Origin of the sequence: uncultured Dokdonia sp., assembly GCF_937910895.1 — a bacterium.
In the GTDB taxonomy this organism is placed as follows: Bacteria; Bacteroidota; Bacteroidia; order Flavobacteriales; family Flavobacteriaceae; genus Dokdonia.
This window is the reverse complement of sequence record NZ_CALEMI010000150.1, coordinates 1-20,806: the sequence shown is the minus strand read 5'-3', so window position 1 is coordinate 20,806 and position 20,806 is coordinate 1. Positions and strand designations below refer to the sequence as shown.

Sequence of the window (20,806 nt, the reverse complement as noted above, 5' to 3'; positions counted from 1 at the left end):
GTAGTTATTGTTAGTGTAGCTAGTTAGTTTCTGTAGGCTTTTCTTCTTGTGCGAATTGAAAAATTAGTGCAGGGTCATACACATGTCGATCCTTCCATTTTCCATTTTTAGAATCTAATGTAAATATTTCAAGATGGAGGTGAGCTTCACCTCCCACATTACCTGTTTTACCTACCTCCCCAATTTTTTTTTGATCATTAACATCTGAAAACGTAATTTTCTCTCCTTTTTTTACAGAAATTTTAGATAGATGACTGTATTGTGAATATAAGTTATCTCCATGGTGTATTTGTACATACTTACCAAACTCCCCTCCCTTTTTACCTTTTACATAGGGGTCTGTATCTCTTATGTACTCTACTACTCCAGAAGCTACAGCATACACATCATCTCCTATTTTACCTTTAAGGTCAACACCCTTATGCGGTTTTCCGCTTCCATTTTCTCGTAAGCGATACTTATGAGATCCTCTATTATCAAATCTACCATCTGCGGTACCACCCTTTTTTTTTCTTAAGATTAAAGGGCTGTCAATAGGATTCCTAGTCATTAATCTTTTCAAGGTTGCCAAACCTACTTTAGGTGTAGTACCTTTAGGTTGAGTAACTGCCTTTATTGCTGCTTTTGCAGGAGTTCTTTTAGGAAATTTAAGTTGAATTACGGTAGACTTACTCATTATTTTAAAAGACGATAGACTTGTTTCTGATGGTTTTTTTGAGAAACCAAAATTTAGAAAACTAAATATAGTGAGATAACTCAGAAAACAAAAAAGTAATGAGGTGTAAGTCTCATTACTTTAAAAAGTTAATAGCTTCTTTAATATTATTCTTCACCAATATGTTTTTTGTAAAATTTCCAAGCTTCTCTAGCGACATTTCTTCCTAACTCTAGTCCAGCGACGTTGTCTGCTTGAATGTGGTAACCACCCAAAACTCTTGAAATTCCAGCCATTTCTGCGGTTTCTGTAAATGTTGGAAATTTTAATGTAATTGTATCGCCTTTATAATTAGGCTCAGTCATAGCCCCAGCAACGAGTTGAGCTTCTGAGCCAAATGTATCACTACCAGTCCATATTTTTAAGGCTTCAGCACACCCACCACTTATGGTACTATGACCAGAAACATAACTAGGAAAAGGTGGACATAGAAAAGTTTCTGGAGAATAAGGTCTCCATTTTTTCCCGTCTATCTCTATCATACCTTTTCCTTCTCCTCCCCACGCTTTGATTTTTTGATCTTCATAGTATTGATGCACCAACGCATACGGTCGCGCATAATCATAAAACATTTTTGAGTCCCAAGAAGCAATAAAAGCATCCATGGCAACAACCTGATTATAGAAATACATTTTCACATCTTGGTCAAGCGTATGGTTATCTCGACGAGAAACATCCTGTGCAAATTTTAACCAATGCCCCGCTTGCTGAACCGATTGCGGACCGTCTCTCATAAATTCAACCAATGCTTTTTGATAATCGGTTAAGTTGGCTTGCATTTCAATAACCTCTTGTACTTCTTTTTGTAATTGTTCAGACCCAATCATAGGAGGTGGTCCTGGACGAAACTGATCTCCTGATGATAAAGCTACGGGTGTTACCTTATCCCAAAAAGGCGTTAAGCATTCAGGCGCAAATTGCCCACCTTTCCCATCTGAAAAATATTTAGGTTGCCAACGGTTAGGATCAACATTAGCATCTGCCGAATTTAAGGGTTCATATCCTACATAATTAAAGTACGCTTTTCCATTGGAACCGTCCTCTTCACCGTATTGATTTGAACCATCACCTCTTCGAGCTTCAATAACTGCTTTTGCAGCTAAATTTCCGATACCTTCTGGAGTATTTGGATCTAAGGATTCGTTGGTCGGGTCTAAGCCTAACGCTTTCATAAAGTCTACAAATAGGGCTGTATCCTCATAATAATATTCGCTCATGGCTCTAAAAGCAGCGAAGCTTATCGCAATTTCTTTATTCCTTAACGTATGCTCAGTAACAGGCCTTCTTTCTACGTTGTCAAGATATACAGGTATTGATTTTTCGTCATATCGCGACCACGCATCAAAAATGGCAATAGAGATCAACCCAAGGTATCGCGATGTAATGGTTGGTCTTGGTTTAAAACTTTCTGTATCATTGGCTGTGGCAGTTAGTGCCATTTCCCCCCATTTATAAGCAGTATTATCAACGCCTGTAGGTTCTTCTTCTTTAACTGAATCTTCAAGATTATTTTGAGACTGTTTACAGCCAAAAAGGAGGAGTGTTGTTAAGAAAACTAAAACGACTCTTTTCATATCGATTTGATTTTTGAAAGAATAATGCCAAATATAATAAATTGGATTGAAGTGGATATTTGGACATAATCGATGATTTGAGATCTATGTTTTTTCGCTTTAAGCGAAAAGAAAATGAGTATGGATAGAAGTAGAAAGCGTTTTGTGATCGGATATGAAGAATTTTAATTTTTCACTCATAAAACTATACAAATAGCATAAACTTAGGAGCAATTTAAATTTATTTTGGAAGACACCTTTATGTTGCCCTATCTTTGAAAGAAATGCCTGAAATCACAAAGAAAGTACTCGCTTTTTTGTGCTGTATCCTTTCGTTTGGTGCGGTGTATGGTCAGTTGGGGTTTTGTGAAGGCGATTTAGGGGATCCTATTTTTACAGAAGATTTTGGAACAGGAACCACCAACGGTCCTGCGTTAGATCCTTCGGTGACTACCTATACCTATGTTAATAATGCGCCAGAAGATGGGTTTTATACCATATCCTCAAACTTACAACAACTAGGATCTTTTCACTCAGGGCTAGATAATACGCCTGGAGATGTTAATGGAAGAGCCTTTATTGTCAACGCTAGCTTTACAGCCGATCAGTTTTATAATCGGACAATACAAGGACTTTGTGAGAATACGTCTTATGAGTTTTCTGCTTTCCTTCTCAATTTATATAATAGTGCCTCTAATGTATGTGCCAATACAGGAATACCAGTAAATGTACGTTTTCAAATTTGGGATAGTACCGATACCATACTACTTGCCTCTGGAGATACAGGAAATATAAACGGCACACCCACACCTATTTGGACACCTTACGGGCTTGTTTTTGAAACAGGAGCAGGGCAGACAGAAGTGATTCTGAAAATGATTAATAACGGAAACGGAGGCTGCGGAAATGATCTTGCGATAGACGATATTGTTTTTAGAGCTTGTGGAAATATTACGACCATCACTTCTGAGATTTCTGGAGAAGATAATTTGATCTTATGTAATAATCAATCGTCTTTAAATACAACACTTACGGTAACAACAACGCCCGATGTGTTTATCCAATGGCAACTAAGCGATGACGATCAAAACTGGGTAAATATCTCTGGCGCTACTTCAGATACATACATCACAGATAGTATTACGACATCTACTTTTTATAGAGTCAACACCGCAACAGATGTAGATAATCTAGGCAATGTATTCTGTTCCTTTTTTTCTGATCCATTTCTGATTGATTTTGTTGAGGGACCCGACCCACCTGTGAGCAATGGAGACGTTGTTGCTTGTGATAATGTTGAACTTCCTGCCATTTCAGTAACTACTTCCCAAGGGTCTGAAGTCCGTTGGTTTGCGAGTGAGACGAGTACAGAAGTACTCGCGATAGGAACTACGTTTACCCCAGAAACAATAGGGACGTATTATGCCCAATCTTTTGCTATAGGAACTGATTGTGGAAGTACTTCACGAACCCCTGTAAGTAGTAGCCAAGTAGCTTCTCCATCGTTTAATAATCCTTTAGAGACCTTAGACATTTGTAATGATCAAGAAGTTGAGACGCTTTCAGCAGGAGTGACCAATGTTCAATATCTATGGTCTACAGGTGAAACGACACCTTCTATAACCATAACCACGGGTGGGGTTTATAGCGTTACAGTGACTAATAATAATGGATGTAGCGCCACTAAAACCTTTCAAGTAACAGGGATTGCTATTCCAGAAATAACATCCATTTTTTCAGAGGGAGAAAATATCGTGATAGAAGTGGCAGGAGAAGGTGATTTTGAGTATTCTTTAAATGGGATAACCTATACAAGTTCTCCTGTTTTAAGAAATATCCCTGGCGGCTTACAAACGGTATTTGTGAGAACAACTAACGGATGCCTTCCCGTGATTACGTCCTTTTACCATTTTAACATCCAGACCTATTTTACGCCCAATAACGATGGTATTAATGACGTTTTTAGATTACCTGATGCTGCGTTTTTTTCTTCTAGTTTTGTGCGGGTTTTTGATCGGTTTGGGAAGTTATTAACGAGTGGTAACGGACTCACTTTTGCGTGGGATGGGACCTACAGAGGTACTCAATTACCTCCTGATGATTATTGGTATGAGATTACCGTTGATGACCGCGTCGTGATTGGGCATATTTCTTTGTTGTTGTAGGATTAGTACGCTCCTACCTCTCGGCAGGTAAGTTCGCTAAAGCGTAAAATGAATGAATATTATAGGGATCGGTAATATTTTTTTACATTTAAACTCCTCAACTCCTCAACTCCTCAACCCTTCTATTCCTTTTCAGCATTTTATTTTATCAATTCATACGTAACAATTTGTAAACCATTGTCATATACTTGACTTTCCTGTAAATTCATGTTCACGTTTGTTTTAGAATCTCCAAAGAGTTTAACTCCACCACCTAGAATAATAGGATTGATTTTTAGCTTTAGAATATCAATCTGCCCATGATCCAAAAGCCAGCCAGCAAACTCACCTCCGCCACATAAATACACATCGGTGGGAGACTGTTCTTTGATCTCTTGAATACGTTCTATGTTCAGTGTCTCAATATGTAGTAGATCATGTGCATTTTCTAAGTGTAGCGAATCTGAAAAGATATAATGCTCCATGTGTGGGTACGCAGGTTGACCAGGTGTAAGTCCGTACAGATAACCGAACTCGTATGTCTTTCTACCCATCATTACGGTGCTAAATTGTTTTAAATCACTTAGATATTTCTCTACACCATTCCCTTCGCCTACAAAATTACTTACGTCATTATTGGGTCCTGATATAAAACCGTCTAAAGAAGTAGCTACGTAATAGATAATTTTTTTCATTTTGTTTCTAATGATGTGTCGTTATGATTTAGATTACGTAGTTTACTTTTTAGGTAAGTATAGCTTCATCTCGTCTATTTCTAATGCATCCAAATGCCCCATTTTCTGTTCATCTTTTGTGATTAAATGCATGTGCACAAAGGAGTCATGATGTGTAAAAACACCTTTATGCGCCGTAGAGAAAAACCCAATAATATCTACAGTTTCATTTTCTAAGGTATAATTGACTTGTCCTTGATGGGCTTCATCGGGAGAAGATACCTTAGTCCCTTCGGGAAGATTCTGAATATGAATCATCGCGTACACAACTTTACCACTTAATTTATAGGCAAAAGGACGTTTGTACTCAGCGGTCTTCGTGTCTATAAAGGTTTCTACATCTTTGATTGATTTGATCGTTTTGGGTAAGGATATCGTATCCCATTCCTGAACCGTCGCATACACAAAGAATGGTGCAGAAACCTCAAAGGTTTTCTCCACCACCATGGTCGAATCTGAAGTCACTCTAGAAACATAACTTTTTCCATCGTTTATGAGCAGTTCTCCTGTAAGATAACCTTCTGGACCAAGACCGTAAAGTCGGCGTTTGTTTGAAATGGTATCAAAACGAATCGTACCTTCTAATTCTCCTTTCCACATGACATTTTTCATAGCACCAACGATGGTGACATCTTGATACGTTTCAGGCGTTGCTATTTGTTTTGTTTTTGAGTCACAACTTAGCATACCTAGCATGAGGAGTCCTAATAGGATATTCTTATAAGTCATAAATTATATTTGTGTTTTTATGATACGATCTTTTTATAAAAGCCTAACTACTCCTTCCCATACCAATCCAATTGTACCACTTCAATCGCAGGATTTCCTTTATTGACAATCGTTTTAAAATTGGCCACATCACTCAATCCTTCAGTACCTCTGTAATGATATGGATATATCATTTTGGGAGCGAATTCCAGCACCGCATCTGCAGCACTAACTACAGGCATCGTGTAGGGAAGATTCATACACACAAAAGCAGCATCAATATCTGCAAGATTTCGCATTTCTGGAATATCTTCAGTATCACCAGAGATGTATACACGGGTGTCGTCTTTTTCAATCACATAGCCATTTCCACGTCCTTTGGTGTGAAATTTTAGCGCCTCTTCACGTAAATTATACATCGGAATCGCTTCTACAACAAAGCCAAAACGTTCTTTACTATCCCCATTATTCAGAACATCTAATTGTGGTACAAAAGCTTCAGGCATTTTGTCGGCAACTGCTTTTGGGGCGATAATTTTTGCATTAGAGGTATCTAATCCTTCCAAAGTTTCAATATTCAAATGATCACCGTGGATATCTGTAATCAAAATTAAATCAGGTGTGGGATATTTGGCAAATGCTTCGGCACCACCTACAGGATCGACGTAAATCGTGGTGTCATCCCATTGCAATACCATGGTGGCATGGCTGATTGGGTTCACTTCAAAAGGAAGTTGTTTCTTGGTTTCGGTAGTGGTCGTTTCTTCAGGAGTTGCTGTTGTTGCCGTTTCGGCTTGTTTCTCTTTACAGCTTAGTAGCGTGATACCTGCAAGTATCGGGATCAAAATCTGTTTCATAATTTTTAATTTAGTAGTAATTCCATTTTTATGTTAGCTCTGTCATACTGCACCTCTTTTTCTAAAGGGACTTCGACAAATCCACATTTCCTGTAGATATAGATCGCATTTTCAAGAAGGGTGTTTGAGTATAAAACGAGTTTTGGGGCTTTTTCCGCTTTCGCGAAAGCGATACAATGCGCCATCAATTGCTGACCAATCCCTTGTCCACGAATCGATGTATCTACTGCCATTTTAGTGAGTTCGTACACGTGTGGCTCAGGCATTGGCATTAAGGCAACGGTGCCCACCACCTTCTCATCTATGATCGCAAAAAAGATATGACCGCCTTTAGAAATAATGTACGTTTCAGGATTGCTTAAAACTTCATTGTCATACGGTTCTACGTAAAAAAAGGTTTCTAACCACTCCATATTGAGCGCTTTGAAATCTGGAGCATATTTGGGTGCGTACTTCCTAATGTGCATGGTGTGTTCGTATAAAATCGGTCACAAAATAACTAATCGCTTTTCCTATAAGTCTCACTTTCTTTCGTCCAGGCGATGCTTCACAAATATGAAAATAGAGACACTGTTTTTTTGATGCAGCAAGCATTACAAACTGTCGTACGTTATTCATATCAAAACCGCTAGGTGTCTGCGCACTGCTTGGAAAATCGGTGATTGCATCGCAATCTAATTCGACTCCAAAGGGCTTTTCTGAGATAAATTCCAAACAATTGGTAAACTGTTGTGTCAATGGAATCTCACGTTGCCACGTATCTTCCAAGAGATGGTACTGTAATCTGTCTGGATATTTTTCAAATAAGTCGAAGATGTATTGTGGTGTATAGTTTTTATGTAATCCAAAAACGGTGTATTTATCTAATGAAGCCTCTTCGGGATGATCTAAAGAAAGCGCATAGGAAAATCCGTTGCCGCTATGTCTATAGTCTGTATGACGCAAATCTGTGTGAGCATCTATATTGACGACATTAACCGTGTTGTTAATCGCTTCTGAAGCTCCTTTTATATTTCCGTATGCATTATTATGCCCGCCTCCAATAATGATAGGAATTTTACCAGCGGCGATAATGGTCTTTACAATAAAGGCAACTTTCTTATCGATACGTTTTACAATATCTCCCAAAACCTCTTTGGGGGAACTATACTTTATATCATCTGGTGTCACAGAGATATGTCCTAATAGAAGGATATTTTCTCCTTTGTTATGTTCATTTTCTTGAATATTGACAAAGGTATTTAAGAACGAATTCCAAGCTTTGGCAGTACCGCGTTTTCCATAATTGGCGCGTACGCCAAGATCTTCGGCAATGCCAAAAATAACATAGGTGGCGTCGCTTTCGTCAATATCTTCAAGACTGTAACAGCATTGTAATTTTTCTCCCATTTTAGTTTCTCCCTCTCTTTTTGAGATGAGCTCATCTAGGGTTTCTTTCGATTGGATGTGAAGCTGAATCATGAGTTGTTATTTAGCTAAAGCCTGAATGCATTCCTCTCGAATCTCCCATACCTTATCTAAGGTATACGGGAAATTGTCGCGTTGTATCCAATCTTCAAGAATAGATTTATGATAGGAAACTTTATAGTCAAATATTTGATCAGCATCAATGGTGGTCTCAATAAGAATATCAGCTTCCCAAGGTTTTTTAGTGGTCTCTGGAAATGTAAAATCAAAGCGCTCATGATCATAACATAGGCAGATATGCGCTTCCAGAATATAGGATAGGCGATATTTATCTAGTACGTCACTTACACTAGGGGTATTTTTCTTGTTCATAGAAAAGATACAAAGATTTAATTGTATGCTATGAATTTCGTTTTCTTCGGCAAGGGTTTTTAAACAGGCATGTTTGGTAGAACACGTCCCTACACCATCTTCAATAATACTTGCGATATCTTGAGGATTTTCATTACGCCCATACGGAAGGTGATGTATATAACGTACAGCATCGTGAAACGTCTTAATACCTTTCTTCAAAAAAGCATCTGAAACTGGTAATCCTCCTGTTAAATTAAAGTTGGGTAAACTCATAGTACTTTCCCGTTTAGAATTAATTGTTCTATTTGATGGTGTCCAAATCTATAGGGAATGGTATTATAGGACTTTTGTGGTGTCGTAATGATAAGGTTTGCTTTCTTTCCTTTGGTGATACTTCCTGTTTCTGAAGCAACATCCATAGCAAATGCACCATTAATGGTAGCGGCAATGATCGCCTCTTCGGGAGTCATACGCAATTGGATACAAGCTTGTGCTACGACAAAATTCATATTTCCACTCGGTGCCGAGCCTGGATTATAATCGGTGGCGATGGCAAGCGCAAGCCCTGCGTCTATTAATTGTCGAGCGGGGGTATAGGGAATGCTTAAAAAGAAGGAACATCCTGGTAAAGCCACGGGAATCGTATGACTTCCTTTAAGCGCTTCTATATCTTCTTGCGTCAGTTCTTCAAGGTGATCTACAGAAAGGGCGTTATAGTTGACAGCTGCGGCAATTCCGCCAATGGCATTAAATTGATTGACGTGTACTTTAGGTCGCAAACCGTGCTGTTTTCCAGCTTCCAGAATCGCTTCCATTTCTGCTACCGTAAAGTAGCCAGATTCACAAAATACATCTATAAAATCGCATAATTTTGCTTTCGCGAAAGCGGGAATCATCTCTTCTATAATTAGTTGGATATAAGCTGCCCGATCCTCTTTATATTCCGAAGGAATCGCGTGAGCAGCTAGTAAGGTTGCTTTTATAGGGATCTCCACCTGTTCTTTAAGCCGTGCGATGACACGAAGCATTTTCTTTTCTGCTTCTACAGAAAGACCATAACCACTTTTGATTTCGATGGCACCTGTTCCTAATGAGATGAGGTGTTGTAAGCGTTCTAGCGCATCTTCAAACAAGGTATCCTCGCTCATAGATCGTAAGCGCGCCACAGAGTTCAATATCCCGCCACCACGATTGGCAATCGCTTCATACGACAAGCCATTGATACGATCTACAAACTCATCTTCCCGCCCCGTGGCATATACAAGATGCGTATGAGAATCACACCACATAGGCAATACGATTTTCCCGGTAGCATCTATAATCTCTACGGCAGCAACAGGAGGAAGATCCTCCATAGGCCCAAAGTCGTAAATGCGATCTTCTTCAATAACAAGATAGGCATTATTGATATATGGCATTTGAGACATAGCTTTCCCAGATACCGGCGCGGTAAATTCCCCCGTAACGAGTAATTGGTGTATGTTGGTAATGAGTTTCATTGAAAAATAAAGGTAGGTACTTTATCTCTTATATTATAAAATTAAGGAATTGTTTTTTGTATTTTTATAAGATAAAAAATAAGGTCATGGATAATCATAAAAAAGGAGTAAATACGATTTGTACGCATGTAGGAGAAGTCAAAGATGAGCAGTTTCAAGGAGCAGTGTCACCTATCTATATGTCCTCTTCGTATGCCTTTATGGATGTGGATGTAAAACGATATCCAAGATATTTTAATACGCCTAACCAAGAAGCATTGTGCAAGAAAATTGCGGCACTTGAAGGCACGGAAGCAGCAATGATTTTTGGAAGTGGGATGGCAGCCGTGAGTACGACCTTACTTGCTTTTTTACAAAAAGGAGATCATATTGTCCTTCAAAAAACCTTGTACGGAGGGACGTATAATTTAGTCGTAGAGGAGTTTACAAAATACGGAATCGACTATACGTTTACCGATGGTTTGGATAAGTCCGCTTTCGCGAAAGCGATCACAGCCCAAACAAAAGTGTTATATATCGAGACCCCTTCCAATCCGTTGATGACCATTACAGATATGCAAATGGTCTCAGATCTAGCGAAAGAAAAAGGAATTATCACCATGATTGATAACACCTTTGCATCGCCGATTAATCAAAATCCGTTGAAATTTGGCATTGATATCATCATTCACAGTGCGACCAAATATATGGGTGGGCACAGTGATATTTGTGCAGGAGCCGTTGCAGCGAGTGCAGAACATATTGACAGAATCTGGAATTTAGGAAAAAACTTAGGCGGAAGCTTAAGTGATATGACCGTATGGTTGCTAGAGCGAAGTATGAAAACCATGGCGATACGTGTGAAAGCACAAAATAAAAATGCAAAGAAACTCGCCAAATGGTTAGATAAAAATCAAGCGATTAATCGCGTATACTATCCAGGGTTAAAATCACATCCTGATTATTTATTGGCGACAGCACAGATGCGTGGCTACGGCGGGATGCTGTCTTTTGAACTCGCAGAAGGATTGGATCCAGAACTGTTTCAAAAATCATTACAACTCATCAAACCATCCATGAGTCTTGCAGGGGTAGAGAGTACAATGCTCTCTCCAGCGCAAACCTCTCATTTCTTATTAGGAGAAGAGGAAAGAGCCAATCAAGGTATTGCAGAAGGATTGATTCGTTTTTCTGTAGGCATCGAAGATAAAGAAGACCTCATCGAAGATATTCAGCAAGCGTTACTAACCGTGATGGCGCAATTGGAAGAGCCAGAAGCTGTATTATAAGAGAGCTTGCAGAATTAAAAATATGTAATGAACAAACTAAAAACAGGTGAATTTTATGGAAAGCATTACCAAAAGTCATCTTTTGAAAATGTAATCATTACAGACACTGAATACACGCACAGTAAAGTTGATTGGCATTATCACGAAAACCCATATTTCACTTATTTACTTCAAGGAAAGTTGTTTGAAGCAAATAAAAAAGAATCGTATTATTTAAAACCGGGAAGCCTACTGTTTCATAATTGGCAAGATGCTCATTATAATATAAAGCCAGACGAATTTACCAGAGGGTTTCATATAGAACTTAATCAGAATTGGTTTTCAAATTATGATATTGAAAAAATAGATTTTGAAGGAAGTATAGATTTGAAAAACCCATTGATCAAGAATCTGATGAATAAGGTATTTATTGAATCTAAAATAAACGATTCCTATTCTCACATAAGTATCGAGGCATCTTTGATTGAAATTTTTGATTCTGTAAAAGAAAAAAAAGGTAAAAGTGCTAAAAAACCTATTTGGGTAAACAATCTTCAAGAATTGCTATTTGAAGAAGACATAGATTATTCTCTTAAAAATTTGAGTTCACTATTAGAAATACATCCTATTCACTTATCTAGAGAGTTTAGTCGCTATTTTGGTACAACACTCGGAAACTACATAAGACTTTTAAAACTTAATAAAGCATTCTACCTGCTTACTTCAAATCAGTTTTCAATGACAGAAATTTGTTATAAATGTGGCTTTTACGACCAAAGTCATTTTATCTCAAACTTCAAATCAGTTTATAAAACAACACCTTCTACTGTATTGAAACAAATCTCTTAGATGTTAATTCTGTACAATCACAGCGTTTTTGAAAGCAATATTTTTACTTCAAATTAAGTACTATGATGAAATCAAACTATTTTTTAGTAATTATTGCTTGCTTACTACTATCGTGCAAGAATGAGAATACGCTGGGATTAATAAATACGCATGTAAAAGAAAATGGAAGTTTGTATTTTTCAAAAGAGGATCCTTCAAAAACGAATGTTACGCCAGATAGATATTCAAATGAATTCCATCTAACTAAAGATAATTTTTTAAACATTCATTTTACATTAGACAAGCCACTTATAGAGAGTTTACAATCAATAGCTCCAACCTTATCTGAAGATGAATTATTAGAAAAAGGAAATTTTCAATGTACATTTCTAGTAGATGGAGAAATTATTTATGTAGAAAATGTACATAAAGGCGCGGGATTAAAAGAGTCCAAAACAGAACAACTCCACCATACAATTCGCTTAGTTGCTCCAGAACAACTAGATTATTGGGGTTGGTTTATGTGGCAAAAATTTATGAGATTAGGTGGGGGACGAGATGCACTTGATCAGGGTAGTCATACGTTACGTATAGAAGTAAGACCGTATGTGCAACTAGATACGTTAAAAGTTGGCGAGATATTAGCAAAAGGAGCCATTACTGTAGAAGTTGAAGAAATACCTGTAGATAAGCGTTTAATCCCTGTTCAAAAAATACAACCTAATAGTGGTTGGGAAGTATCTCAAGATACATTTGATCGCAATAAAATTGAAGCCCTCAATCGAAAAATTGCAGAAGGTAGGTTTGAAGATATCAACGGAATTGTCGTCATAAAAAATAACCAACTTTTAATTGAGGAATATTTTAACGGCGAGACAAGAAATACATTACACGACCCACGGTCTGTTGGAAAAACAATCGCTTCTACTATGTTAGGAATCGCGATAGAAGAGAACTTCATAAAAGATGAAAATGCTTTAGTAAAAGATTTTTACGATTTACAATCCTATAAAAATTACAGTACAAAAAAAGATTCCGTAACACTGAAATCTCTTTTAACAATGAGTTCTGGATTTGTTGGTGACGATAGTGATTACAGCAATCCAGGAAATGAAGAAAATATGTACCCAACAAATAACTGGGTGAAATTTGCTCTTGATTTGCCTATGCACAAAGACAAAGTTATTGGTAAAGACTTTACCTATTTTACAGCAGGGATAGTTGTTTTGGGAGATGTTATTCATAGCTCTGTTCCTGAAGGACTCTTTTCTTATGCTGATAAAAAATTATTTAAGCCGCTTGGGATTACAAAGTATCAATGGGAGTTTACACCTCAAAAAGTAGGCAATACGGCAGGAGGTTTACAATTAAGCGCTTTAGATTTTGCTAAATACGGACAACTCTATAAAAACAAGGGCGTATGGAATGATACACAAATCCTTACCGAAGCGTGGGTAGAAAAAAGTTTAAGTAAGCAAGTATCGCAAGCTTATGCTGGAATAGAAGATGGATATTATGGGTATCTATTTTGGAACAAAACCTTTACGCATCATGATAAAGAATATGAAGTATCTTTTTGTAGTGGTAATGGAGGAAATAAAATATTCATTTTTAAAGACATCCCTTTTGTTGTGGTAATTACCTCATCTGCATATAACAATCCAGCCGCGCATCTTAATGCTGATAAAATGATGACGGAGCATATAATACCAGCGATCATTGAAAAATAATAAGGATGTTAAAATAGTCTACAAAATGAATCACTAACGCAAGTTCGCGTTTAAAAATCTACAAGGATTCTTTATTCGGTTTGTATTTACTAAATTAGTCGCCTAAACCACTTAGTAGATCATATATTAATATGTGGATACCTATCATACAACGATCAAAAAATCTTTCATGAAATTAGACATACTTGCCATAGGCGCACATCCTGACGACGTAGAATTAGGCTGTGGTGGGACCATTGCCAAAGAAATTGCCAGAGGAAAGAAAGTAGGTATCCTTGATTTGACCAGAGGCGAACTAGGCACCAGAGGCACCGCGCAGACTCGAAAAGAAGAAGCTGCCAATGCCGCAGCAATTTTAGGGGTAAGCGTTCGCGAAAATATCGGACTCGCTGATGGCTTTTTTCAAAACGATAAAGAAAGTCAGTTGAAGATTATAGAAGTCATACGCGCGTATCAACCTGAAATGGTTTTATGTAATGCCATCCAAGACCGTCACATTGATCACGGTAAAGGAAGCAAACTCGCTAGTGACGCTTGTTTTTTAAGTGGTCTTGTCAAAATTGAGACCAAAAGAGATGGGGTTGTTCAGGAAAAATGGCGTCCTAAAACGGTCTATCATTACATACAGTGGCAAAATAGTACACCAGATATTGTTGTAGATGTGAGTGGTTTTATAGACAAAAAATGCGAAGCGGTGTTCGCGTACAAAACACAATTTTTTGATCCCAATTCTCCAGAGGGAAACACGCCTATTTCGAGTTTAACTTTTAAAGAAAGTATCAACTATAGAGCAAGAGACTTAGGAAGACTCATAGGAACAGATCATGCAGAAGGTTTTACCGTGGAACGATATCCGGCGGTGGATAGTCTTTTTGATTTGATCTAAAAATTACTTAAAAGTAGTTTATATCGTTTATTGGATTTGGCAACTATTCACAGATCATTCATAAAGCTATACCACTTAAGATGTTAACTTTTTCATAGGACATCTGTCTGATGCTTTACACGCTTTCGCGAAAGCGTATATATCCCTACCAAAACAAGATGTTGTACAAAGCTATAGAGTTTGTTGATGCGTTGATAAATCTTATAGATAAATTTTATAAGTAATTGGCATAGAATAGCTGTAATTTTGAAAGAGTCAATTCAGTAAATAAATCGAAACATATATATTATGGATAATAAACATACCAATGTCTGGGATATTAATGACCCAGACGCAGTTGCCAAATGTCCTTTTCTAGGAAATCCAGATCAGATAGTGGCTGGTTTAGGAACCACAAACAGAGATTGGTGGCCTAACGAGTTAAAATTAAACATCATGCGCCAAAATGGGGTAGATAATGACCCAATGGGGAAAGATTTTAACTACGCCGAAGCTTTTAATAGTATTGATTACCCAACCTTAAAGCAAGAAGTCATTGATTTAATGACCGATTCTCAAGACTGGTGGCCAGCAGATTACGGGCACTACGGTCCCTTTATGATTCGTATGGCTTGGCACAGTGCAGGTACCTACAGAATAGGAGATGGACGCGGAGGCTCAAGTTCAGGCTCACAACGTTTTGCGCCTTTAAATAGTTGGCCAGACAACGGAAACTTAGACAAAGCCCGTTTATTATTATGGCCTATCAAAAAGAAATACGGTAAGAAATTATCTTGGGCAGATTTATTTATTCTTGCAGGAAATGCAGCCTTAGAATCTATGGGATTCAAAACCTTTGGATTTGCAGGAGGACGTGAAGATGTATGGGAGCCAGAGCAAGATATTAACTGGGGATATGAAACCGAATGGTTAGGCGAAGAAGATCGTCATGAAGGAGAAAGAGAGCTGAAAGGCTTTTTAGGAGCGACACACATGGGATTGATCTATGTAAATCCAGAAGGACCTAGCGGAAAACCAGATCCGCTCGGAAGTGCGTATGACATCAGAGAAACTTTTGGTCGTATGGCAATGAATGATGAAGAAACGGTAGCACTCGTAGCTGGAGGGCATACCTTTGGGAAAGCACATGGAGCTGCAAATCCTGATAAATATGTAGGTTCAGAACCTCATGGTGCAACGATAGAAGAGATGAGTACAGGGTGGAAAAATAGCTTTGGTACAGGTGTACTAGACGATGCTATTACTTCCGGTCTTGAAGGCGCATGGACACCACATCCAACCCGTTGGGATAGTGAGTATTTTGATGTATTATTAAACCTTGATTGGGAACTTACAAAAAGCCCAGCAGGCGCACACCAGTGGACGCCCTCTAATCCAGATGCACCACAAGCACCAGCCGCAGGAGGAAAAGGAACACAAGCCTTAATGATGTCTACAGCAGATATCGCTCTTAAAATGGATCCAGAATACCGTAAGATTTCTGAAAAATTCCATAAAGATCAAAAAGCGTTTGAAGATGCTTTTGCCAGAGCTTGGTATAAGTTAACACACCGTGATATGGGACCTGTTTCTCGTTATTTAGGACCAGAAGTACCTAGCGAAGAGTTACTATGGCAAGATCCGATTCCAGCAGCAAACGGATATACATTATCTGATAGTCAAATAAATACACTTAAAGGAGCTATAGACGCTACAGACCTTTCTGCAACAGAAATGGTCTCTGTCGCTTGGGCATCTGCTTCTACATTTAGAAATTCTGATAAGCGTGGTGGAGCTAATGGCGGACGTATTCGTTTAGCACCACAAAATAATTGGGAAGTAAATAATCCAACACAGCTTAGAAAAGTACTAAATGCGCTAAAAGACGTTCAAGACAACGCAAGTTTTGATGTATCTATGGCAGACTTAATTGTTCTTGCAGGTTCTGTAGGGGTAGAGCGTGCTGCAAAAAATGCAGGGCATGATATTACGGTACCATTTACGCCAGGACGTACCGATGCTACACAAGAGCAAACAGATATAGATTCTTTTGGATATTTAGAGCCTAGAGCCGATGGTTTCAGAAACTATATTAAAAATGGTATGAAAACCGCTCCAGAATCATTGCTGATTGATCGTGCACAATTATTAGGGCTTTCTATTCCAGAAATGACCGCACTTGTAGGAGGTCTTCGTGTGTTAGGTGCCAACTACAACGGATCGAAAGTAGGGGTGTTTACTGACAAGGTAGGCGCACTGACTAATGATTTCTTTGAGAATTTATTAGACTTCACCTACACGTGGAAAGCATTATCATCTGACGATACGTTGTTCTCAGGAACCGATCGTCGTACAGGTGAAATGAAATTTACAGGTTCTCGCGTAGATTTGATCTTTGGTTCTAACACAGAACTGAGAGCAATCGCAGAAGTTTACGGTGCCAATGATGGCGAGCCATTGTTTATTCGTGATTTTGTAAGAGCTTTTGTAAAAGTGATGAACGCAGATCGTTTTGATGTAGCGTAAATTTTGTGTCAGCATATCTATAATAGACATCCTAACTTTTTTGGTTAGGGTGTTTTTTTGTGCGCTCCTGCCTGCTGGTAGGCAAGGTTAGCGAAAGCGTTAGCTAGAATACAAGAATGCGCTTAGATCATTTATTAGCGATCTATACATTGACATTCAATGTTTTGGTTAGGTTTTTTTTGCTTTCGCGAAAGCGTATGTATAATGAATACCCTACTCAGCATACTCATTCTGCCGAACGTTTACTTAGCGTAACAAGAAGTTAATAACTACATATAATCATCTTTACTAGGTATTTTTAATTTATTTTTTATAATCAAAAACCCAGTAAATACTAACATTCCAATACTCGATAATAGATGTACTTTTTTGAAATCCATTGTTAAGTCAGGAAAAAATAATAAAGCAATCCCTGCATTGATGGACAAATGAAATAAAATAGCAATAAGGACACTTCCTTTAGAATGAATGACCAGCCAAGTGATAATAATGGACAAGCAGATGAGCATGATAAAATAGGTAAGTACAGGAATTAACGATATAGATTCTCCACTAACCAAAGTGCCGAAAGGTGCCCACCATAACGGAATATGCCAGATAAACCAGATACATCCAATGATGAGAGCGCTTTTTAAGTGGGTATATTTTTTTTGTAATTCAGGTAATAAAAAGCCTCTCCATCCAAGTTCTTCCCCCAAAGGACCCGCATACAATCCAGCCAATAATATCGTGGGTATTGATAGAAATGCCATTTTATCAAACGCTCCAATATGTCCTATAAACTGACTGTAAAGTCCAATACCAATCATAACAAAAAGCAATGGTAAAAGGATAACGTATACATAGCTTTTTAAAGGAACGTTCCAAATAATGAGCTTTTTGAGCAATTCTAAAAAGCCTTTAAGCCCATCAAAAAAGAGGGTGGTTATCATTGCAGAAATGGTTGGTCCATATACCCCCACAAAAAAGAGGATTAGAAAATTCCTAATGGACTCTTGATCAATTCCATCTGACAAATAGTTCAATCCAATAAACCAATTTGTCTAAGACCATAAAAAAGTCAGTGTTAAAAACACATATAGTTTATTTCTATTCATTGTAAAAAAAGTGCAAATTATCAGAGATATGTAATTCAGTAACGTTGCATATCCCTACCTAAGTTACTAAATATTTCATCGTTTTTCTTGGATAATACTTAATTCTCAAGGTAGCGATGGTATATCTCACTAGTTTCTGAAGCAAGCATTAAATGAGTACATTCTTATTTAGCATGCCTTATATAGCATTTTAAATTTTAAGATTTAAGCTAGGAGAGTTTTTGCATACAGCAGCTTTTATAGGCTTTGATAGCATCTCGTGAAATAATACTTTTTTTTTGTTTACAAGAAGTCGTAAAGAAGAGCAGGATGCTTAGAAGGTTTGTAATAACTCATAAGCTGTTTCGACCCAATATTACAGCGTATCTTTTCTATTTTTATAGAATGCTATAGCTTTCAAATATTGTAGTGCGCCATTCATAGTCATATCATTGATAAAACCATCGAGTTCAGGATGGTGTACTTTCGTCCAATTCACTAAAGAATCCCTTTCTTTTGCCCAGACACCCCAATCAACATCTTTGCAGTCTAATTCTTTGATTCTTGAGATGTTTCCAGCAGTAAAAGAGATTTCATACTGACACGTCATCAGCTCATTTTTTAAAAACTCATTACGGAGAGAACTCATAGCCACAGAAGCAATCACCTGATCATTTTGCTCTTCTACGTCTACAAGTGTATATGACGGTTTGAATATAGAATCCCATTTGAATACTTCATAAAAACTAGTAGGATTATAGGGCATCACATAATCTCCAGAAATAATGGTAATGCTATCGTGTACCAGTGTCTTTAATTGCTCAAAATCACCTGTGTCTCTAGCTTGATAATAAGAAGTAACGGTTTCTTGATGCGTTACTTTCTGATGGTTACATCCTGTGAAAAACCATAAAAAGAATAGGAAGAGCAAAGTGTTTTTCAATGGTGGTTTTGTTGTTTATAGTTGAAACAGAAGTTTTTATTTCGTAACTAGTGTAAAAGTGGCTGTCAATCCAACACTAAAATTTCTTGGCAATTTATCAACTCCAAAAATTGCTCTTGAATGCTTGCCTTTTTCCTCCAATATTTTGACAAACAAATCGGATGCTCCGTTAACTATAATCGGGGAGTCGTCCCAATTCTCTCCTGATTGAAAATATGCATCAATATGATTCAACCCAACAATGTTATCAAATCCAATTTTATTTTCTATTTGAGCTAGAACGTGTAAGGCACATAATTCCATCGCCTTGTAGCCTTGCTCGGTCGTAATCTGGTTTCCTAATCTTCCTTGATAAAGATACGTTTCGTTTATTATAGGAAATTGAATGGCTATATATGCAATATTTTCTCGAATGTTGACTGAGACATAGTTTCCGCCTGGTGTTGAGATTTGTGGAAGTTCTAGTTTTAATTTGGCAAGATTTTCTTTAGGGCTCATATTTTAAATTTCTTATAGCGTATATATAGTATAAGATTAATTATTTTCTTTAAGTACCTAATTTAGTGAATAGAAACTAAATAGAAAATTCGTGGAGATTTTCCTAATCAAGCTATAACAAGTAATAAATTATACATGGTTTTATGCACTAGTTTCCTGTCCGATTTTATTTGTTACAAATACTATTAGTTTATGAAAATTTTCGGTTCCTATCTCAGTTTCACCTATTATATAAGATGAGTTATTTCCATTATTGAGATCAATAAATAAGTTTTTGTCAATTACTCTAGCGCTTTTGAAAGCTTTCCATTTTATTTTTACCTCATATTTATAATCTTTATATTTTAAATAGTCATCATTAAATTCCCAAAAATAATTTTCGTTAGCCTCTATTTGTTCGTTTTTTTCCGCTTCTACTAATCCAAAAAACGTATTCTTATTTTTCTTGTAAAACGAGTAATAATCATAGAAGTTAATCAAGTAATGAATTCCAATTACGATGAATAAAAACCCAAGATTATTTTTTCCGTAAATAATTAATCCACCTAATACGATCATTGGAATTCCCCAAATCAGCCTCTTTTTGTTTTTTTTTAGACTTTCATTCCAAGCAGTATCAAAATTCAGAGTCATTTGCTCAATATAGATTTGTTCTATAAATAGTAGCTCAAATTTCATTTCTAAGTCTATTTTTTATTTGCACACACTTACTATAATAACAATTTCTACAATATTCTATGGATATATGATGCACATACAAATTATTGTTTAATAGTGTAATAAACAATATTTTTTATGAACTACTAGTTCACCTAGTACAACAGAATCTATTTCTACTTGATCAAAACCTAATTGTATAGCAAAAAGACAAAAGAGTAAAAGTTTTACCTTGTGTTTGATAATAGCTAACTAAAGATCTTTTGATAAATCGATTTTGTTACTTTTAGAATCTTTATTTACTACTTTTTGGTTGATATACATAGGTGATGTAGCGACAGGTATTCCGTCCATATCTACTACTTTAGAGTTGTCTTTTTTTGATTTTTTTTCGTTGTCTTTCATTTTTTTTAAAATTATGTTGAACGTTTAATATATGAAAAGTAGGCGATTCGGGAGCAATAA

The 20,806-nt window shown here is 37.1% G+C and carries 20 protein-coding genes; 6 read left to right on the top strand and 14 right to left on the bottom strand.

The window, feature by feature from the left end; translation table 11 throughout:
• Positions 1 to 19 precede the first annotated feature (19 nt).
• Together Q0505_RS17770 and Q0505_RS17765 are read right to left on the bottom strand one after the other, a co-directional pair.
• Positions 20 to 676, bottom strand: coding sequence for a M23 family metallopeptidase (locus Q0505_RS17770; RefSeq protein ID WP_299215759.1), 657 nt, complete (start codon positions 674 to 676; stop codon positions 20 to 22).
• A gap of 146 nt (positions 677 to 822) precedes the next feature.
• The gene (locus Q0505_RS17765) at positions 823 to 2,289 is read right to left on the bottom strand and encodes a vanadium-dependent haloperoxidase (RefSeq protein ID WP_299215757.1); all 1,467 of its coding nucleotides are present in this window, start codon (positions 2,287 to 2,289) and stop codon (positions 823 to 825) included.
• Between the two features lie 263 nt (positions 2,290 to 2,552).
• Here Q0505_RS17765 and Q0505_RS17760 point away from each other — a divergent pair, with 263 nt between their 5' ends.
• Entirely contained in the window at positions 2,553 to 4,433 is a 1,881-nt protein-coding gene (locus Q0505_RS17760) for a T9SS type B sorting domain-containing protein (RefSeq protein ID WP_299215755.1), read from the top strand.
• Between the two features lie 140 nt (positions 4,434 to 4,573).
• On the opposite strand, the gene Q0505_RS17755 is transcribed toward Q0505_RS17760, so the two are convergent.
• Genes Q0505_RS17755 through hutI form a run of 7 tightly spaced genes read right to left on the bottom strand, consistent with a single transcriptional unit; the run spans position 4,574 to position 9,971 of the window.
• The gene (locus Q0505_RS17755) at positions 4,574 to 5,107 is read right to left on the bottom strand and encodes a dihydrofolate reductase family protein (RefSeq protein WP_299215753.1); all 534 of its coding nucleotides are present in this window, start codon (positions 5,105 to 5,107) and stop codon (positions 4,574 to 4,576) included.
• Positions 5,108 to 5,149: 42 nt separating this feature from the next.
• Entirely contained in the window at positions 5,150 to 5,875 is a 726-nt protein-coding gene (locus Q0505_RS17750) for an acetolactate decarboxylase (RefSeq protein ID WP_299215751.1), read from the bottom strand.
• Between the two features lie 47 nt (positions 5,876 to 5,922).
• Positions 5,923 to 6,711, bottom strand: a complete 789-nt coding sequence (locus Q0505_RS17745; protein ID WP_299215749.1) for an MBL fold metallo-hydrolase — start codon at positions 6,709 to 6,711, stop codon at positions 5,923 to 5,925.
• 5 nt (positions 6,712 to 6,716) lie between these two features.
• Positions 6,717 to 7,178, bottom strand: coding sequence for a GNAT family N-acetyltransferase (locus Q0505_RS17740; RefSeq protein WP_299215747.1), 462 nt, complete (start codon positions 7,176 to 7,178; stop codon positions 6,717 to 6,719).
• Positions 7,168 to 8,172, bottom strand: a complete 1,005-nt coding sequence (locus Q0505_RS17735) for a formimidoylglutamase (protein ID WP_299215745.1) — start codon at positions 8,170 to 8,172, stop codon at positions 7,168 to 7,170. Before Q0505_RS17735 ends, Q0505_RS17740 begins: the two co-directional genes overlap by 11 nt.
• A 6-nt stretch (positions 8,173 to 8,178) precedes the next feature.
• Positions 8,179 to 8,745 (bottom strand): hypothetical protein, encoded by a 567-nt coding sequence (locus Q0505_RS17730; RefSeq protein ID WP_299215744.1) that lies wholly within the window; start codon positions 8,743 to 8,745, stop codon positions 8,179 to 8,181.
• On the bottom strand, positions 8,742 to 9,971 hold the full coding sequence (gene hutI, locus Q0505_RS17725) for an imidazolonepropionase (RefSeq protein WP_299215743.1): 1,230 nt from the start codon (positions 9,969 to 9,971) through the stop codon (positions 8,742 to 8,744). The genes Q0505_RS17730 and hutI overlap by 4 nt, the downstream gene beginning before the upstream one ends.
• A gap of 86 nt (positions 9,972 to 10,057) precedes the next feature.
• Between hutI and Q0505_RS17720 the strand changes: the two genes are divergently transcribed.
• The 5 genes from Q0505_RS17720 (at position 10,058) to katG (ending at position 17,167) form a co-directional block, all read left to right on the top strand.
• Entirely contained in the window at positions 10,058 to 11,239 is a 1,182-nt protein-coding gene (locus Q0505_RS17720; protein WP_299215741.1) for an aminotransferase class I/II-fold pyridoxal phosphate-dependent enzyme, read from the top strand.
• 27 nt (positions 11,240 to 11,266) lie between these two features.
• Positions 11,267 to 12,067 (top strand): helix-turn-helix transcriptional regulator, encoded by an 801-nt coding sequence (locus Q0505_RS17715; RefSeq protein ID WP_299215739.1) that lies wholly within the window; start codon positions 11,267 to 11,269, stop codon positions 12,065 to 12,067.
• Between the two features lie 62 nt (positions 12,068 to 12,129).
• Complete coding sequence (locus tag Q0505_RS17710) at positions 12,130 to 13,776, top strand: serine hydrolase (protein ID WP_299215737.1); 1,647 nt, start codon at positions 12,130 to 12,132, stop codon at positions 13,774 to 13,776.
• Between the two features lie 169 nt (positions 13,777 to 13,945).
• Entirely contained in the window at positions 13,946 to 14,662 is a 717-nt protein-coding gene (bshB1, locus tag Q0505_RS17705; RefSeq protein WP_299215735.1) for a bacillithiol biosynthesis deacetylase BshB1, read from the top strand.
• Between the two features lie 288 nt (positions 14,663 to 14,950).
• On the top strand, positions 14,951 to 17,167 hold the full coding sequence (gene katG, locus Q0505_RS17700; RefSeq protein WP_299215733.1) for a catalase/peroxidase HPI: 2,217 nt from the start codon (positions 14,951 to 14,953) through the stop codon (positions 17,165 to 17,167).
• A 269-nt stretch (positions 17,168 to 17,436) separates the two neighbouring features.
• On the opposite strand, the gene Q0505_RS17695 is transcribed toward katG, so the two are convergent.
• From Q0505_RS17695 to Q0505_RS17675, 5 genes are all read right to left on the bottom strand, one after another.
• Positions 17,437 to 18,129 (bottom strand): CPBP family intramembrane glutamic endopeptidase, encoded by a 693-nt coding sequence (locus Q0505_RS17695; RefSeq protein WP_299215731.1) that lies wholly within the window; start codon positions 18,127 to 18,129, stop codon positions 17,437 to 17,439.
• A gap of 490 nt (positions 18,130 to 18,619) precedes the next feature.
• Complete coding sequence (locus Q0505_RS17690; RefSeq protein WP_299215729.1) at positions 18,620 to 19,186, bottom strand: hypothetical protein; 567 nt, start codon at positions 19,184 to 19,186, stop codon at positions 18,620 to 18,622.
• A gap of 36 nt (positions 19,187 to 19,222) precedes the next feature.
• Complete coding sequence (locus tag Q0505_RS17685) at positions 19,223 to 19,684, bottom strand: RidA family protein (protein ID WP_299215727.1); 462 nt, start codon at positions 19,682 to 19,684, stop codon at positions 19,223 to 19,225.
• A gap of 141 nt (positions 19,685 to 19,825) precedes the next feature.
• Positions 19,826 to 20,362 carry a hypothetical protein gene (locus tag Q0505_RS17680; RefSeq protein WP_299215725.1) on the bottom strand — a complete coding sequence of 179 codons (537 nt, stop codon included), beginning with the start codon at positions 20,360 to 20,362 and terminating at the stop codon, positions 19,826 to 19,828.
• Between the two features lie 231 nt (positions 20,363 to 20,593).
• The gene (locus Q0505_RS17675; protein ID WP_299215723.1) at positions 20,594 to 20,746 is read right to left on the bottom strand and encodes a hypothetical protein; all 153 of its coding nucleotides are present in this window, start codon (positions 20,744 to 20,746) and stop codon (positions 20,594 to 20,596) included.
• Positions 20,747 to 20,806: the final 60 nt, after the last annotated feature.

What these genes read in the sequence shown, in the direction of transcription:
- bshB1 (WP_299215735.1), top strand. Translation starts at nt 13,946, where the DNA reads ATGAAATTAGACATACTTGCCATAGGCGCACATCCTGACGACGTAGAA.
- Q0505_RS17760 (WP_299215755.1), top strand. Translation starts at nt 2,553, where the DNA reads ATGCCTGAAATCACAAAGAAAGTACTCGCTTTTTTGTGCTGTATCCTT.
- Q0505_RS17740 (WP_299215747.1), bottom strand. Translation starts at nt 7,178, where the DNA reads ATGCACATTAGGAAGTACGCACCCAAATATGCTCCAGATTTCAAAGCG.
- Q0505_RS17675 (WP_299215723.1), bottom strand. Translation starts at nt 20,746, where the DNA reads ATGAAAGACAACGAAAAAAAATCAAAAAAAGACAACTCTAAAGTAGTA.
- Q0505_RS17685 (WP_299215727.1), bottom strand. Translation starts at nt 19,684, where the DNA reads ATGAGCCCTAAAGAAAATCTTGCCAAATTAAAACTAGAACTTCCACAA.
- Q0505_RS17750 (WP_299215751.1), bottom strand. Translation starts at nt 5,875, where the DNA reads ATGACTTATAAGAATATCCTATTAGGACTCCTCATGCTAGGTATGCTA.
- Q0505_RS17720 (WP_299215741.1), top strand. Translation starts at nt 10,058, where the DNA reads ATGGATAATCATAAAAAAGGAGTAAATACGATTTGTACGCATGTAGGA.
- hutI (WP_299215743.1), bottom strand. Translation starts at nt 9,971, where the DNA reads ATGAAACTCATTACCAACATACACCAATTACTCGTTACGGGGGAATTT.
- Q0505_RS17735 (WP_299215745.1), bottom strand. Translation starts at nt 8,172, where the DNA reads ATGATTCAGCTTCACATCCAATCGAAAGAAACCCTAGATGAGCTCATC.
- Q0505_RS17680 (WP_299215725.1), bottom strand. Translation starts at nt 20,362, where the DNA reads ATGAAATTTGAGCTACTATTTATAGAACAAATCTATATTGAGCAAATG.
- Q0505_RS17765 (WP_299215757.1), bottom strand. Translation starts at nt 2,289, where the DNA reads ATGAAAAGAGTCGTTTTAGTTTTCTTAACAACACTCCTCCTTTTTGGC.
- katG (WP_299215733.1), top strand. Translation starts at nt 14,951, where the DNA reads ATGGATAATAAACATACCAATGTCTGGGATATTAATGACCCAGACGCA.
- Q0505_RS17710 (WP_299215737.1), top strand. Translation starts at nt 12,130, where the DNA reads ATGATGAAATCAAACTATTTTTTAGTAATTATTGCTTGCTTACTACTA.
- Q0505_RS17730 (WP_299215744.1), bottom strand. Translation starts at nt 8,745, where the DNA reads ATGAGTTTACCCAACTTTAATTTAACAGGAGGATTACCAGTTTCAGAT.
- Q0505_RS17715 (WP_299215739.1), top strand. Translation starts at nt 11,267, where the DNA reads ATGAACAAACTAAAAACAGGTGAATTTTATGGAAAGCATTACCAAAAG.
- Q0505_RS17755 (WP_299215753.1), bottom strand. Translation starts at nt 5,107, where the DNA reads ATGAAAAAAATTATCTATTACGTAGCTACTTCTTTAGACGGTTTTATA.
- Q0505_RS17770 (WP_299215759.1), bottom strand. Translation starts at nt 676, where the DNA reads ATGAGTAAGTCTACCGTAATTCAACTTAAATTTCCTAAAAGAACTCCT.
- Q0505_RS17745 (WP_299215749.1), bottom strand. Translation starts at nt 6,711, where the DNA reads ATGAAACAGATTTTGATCCCGATACTTGCAGGTATCACGCTACTAAGC.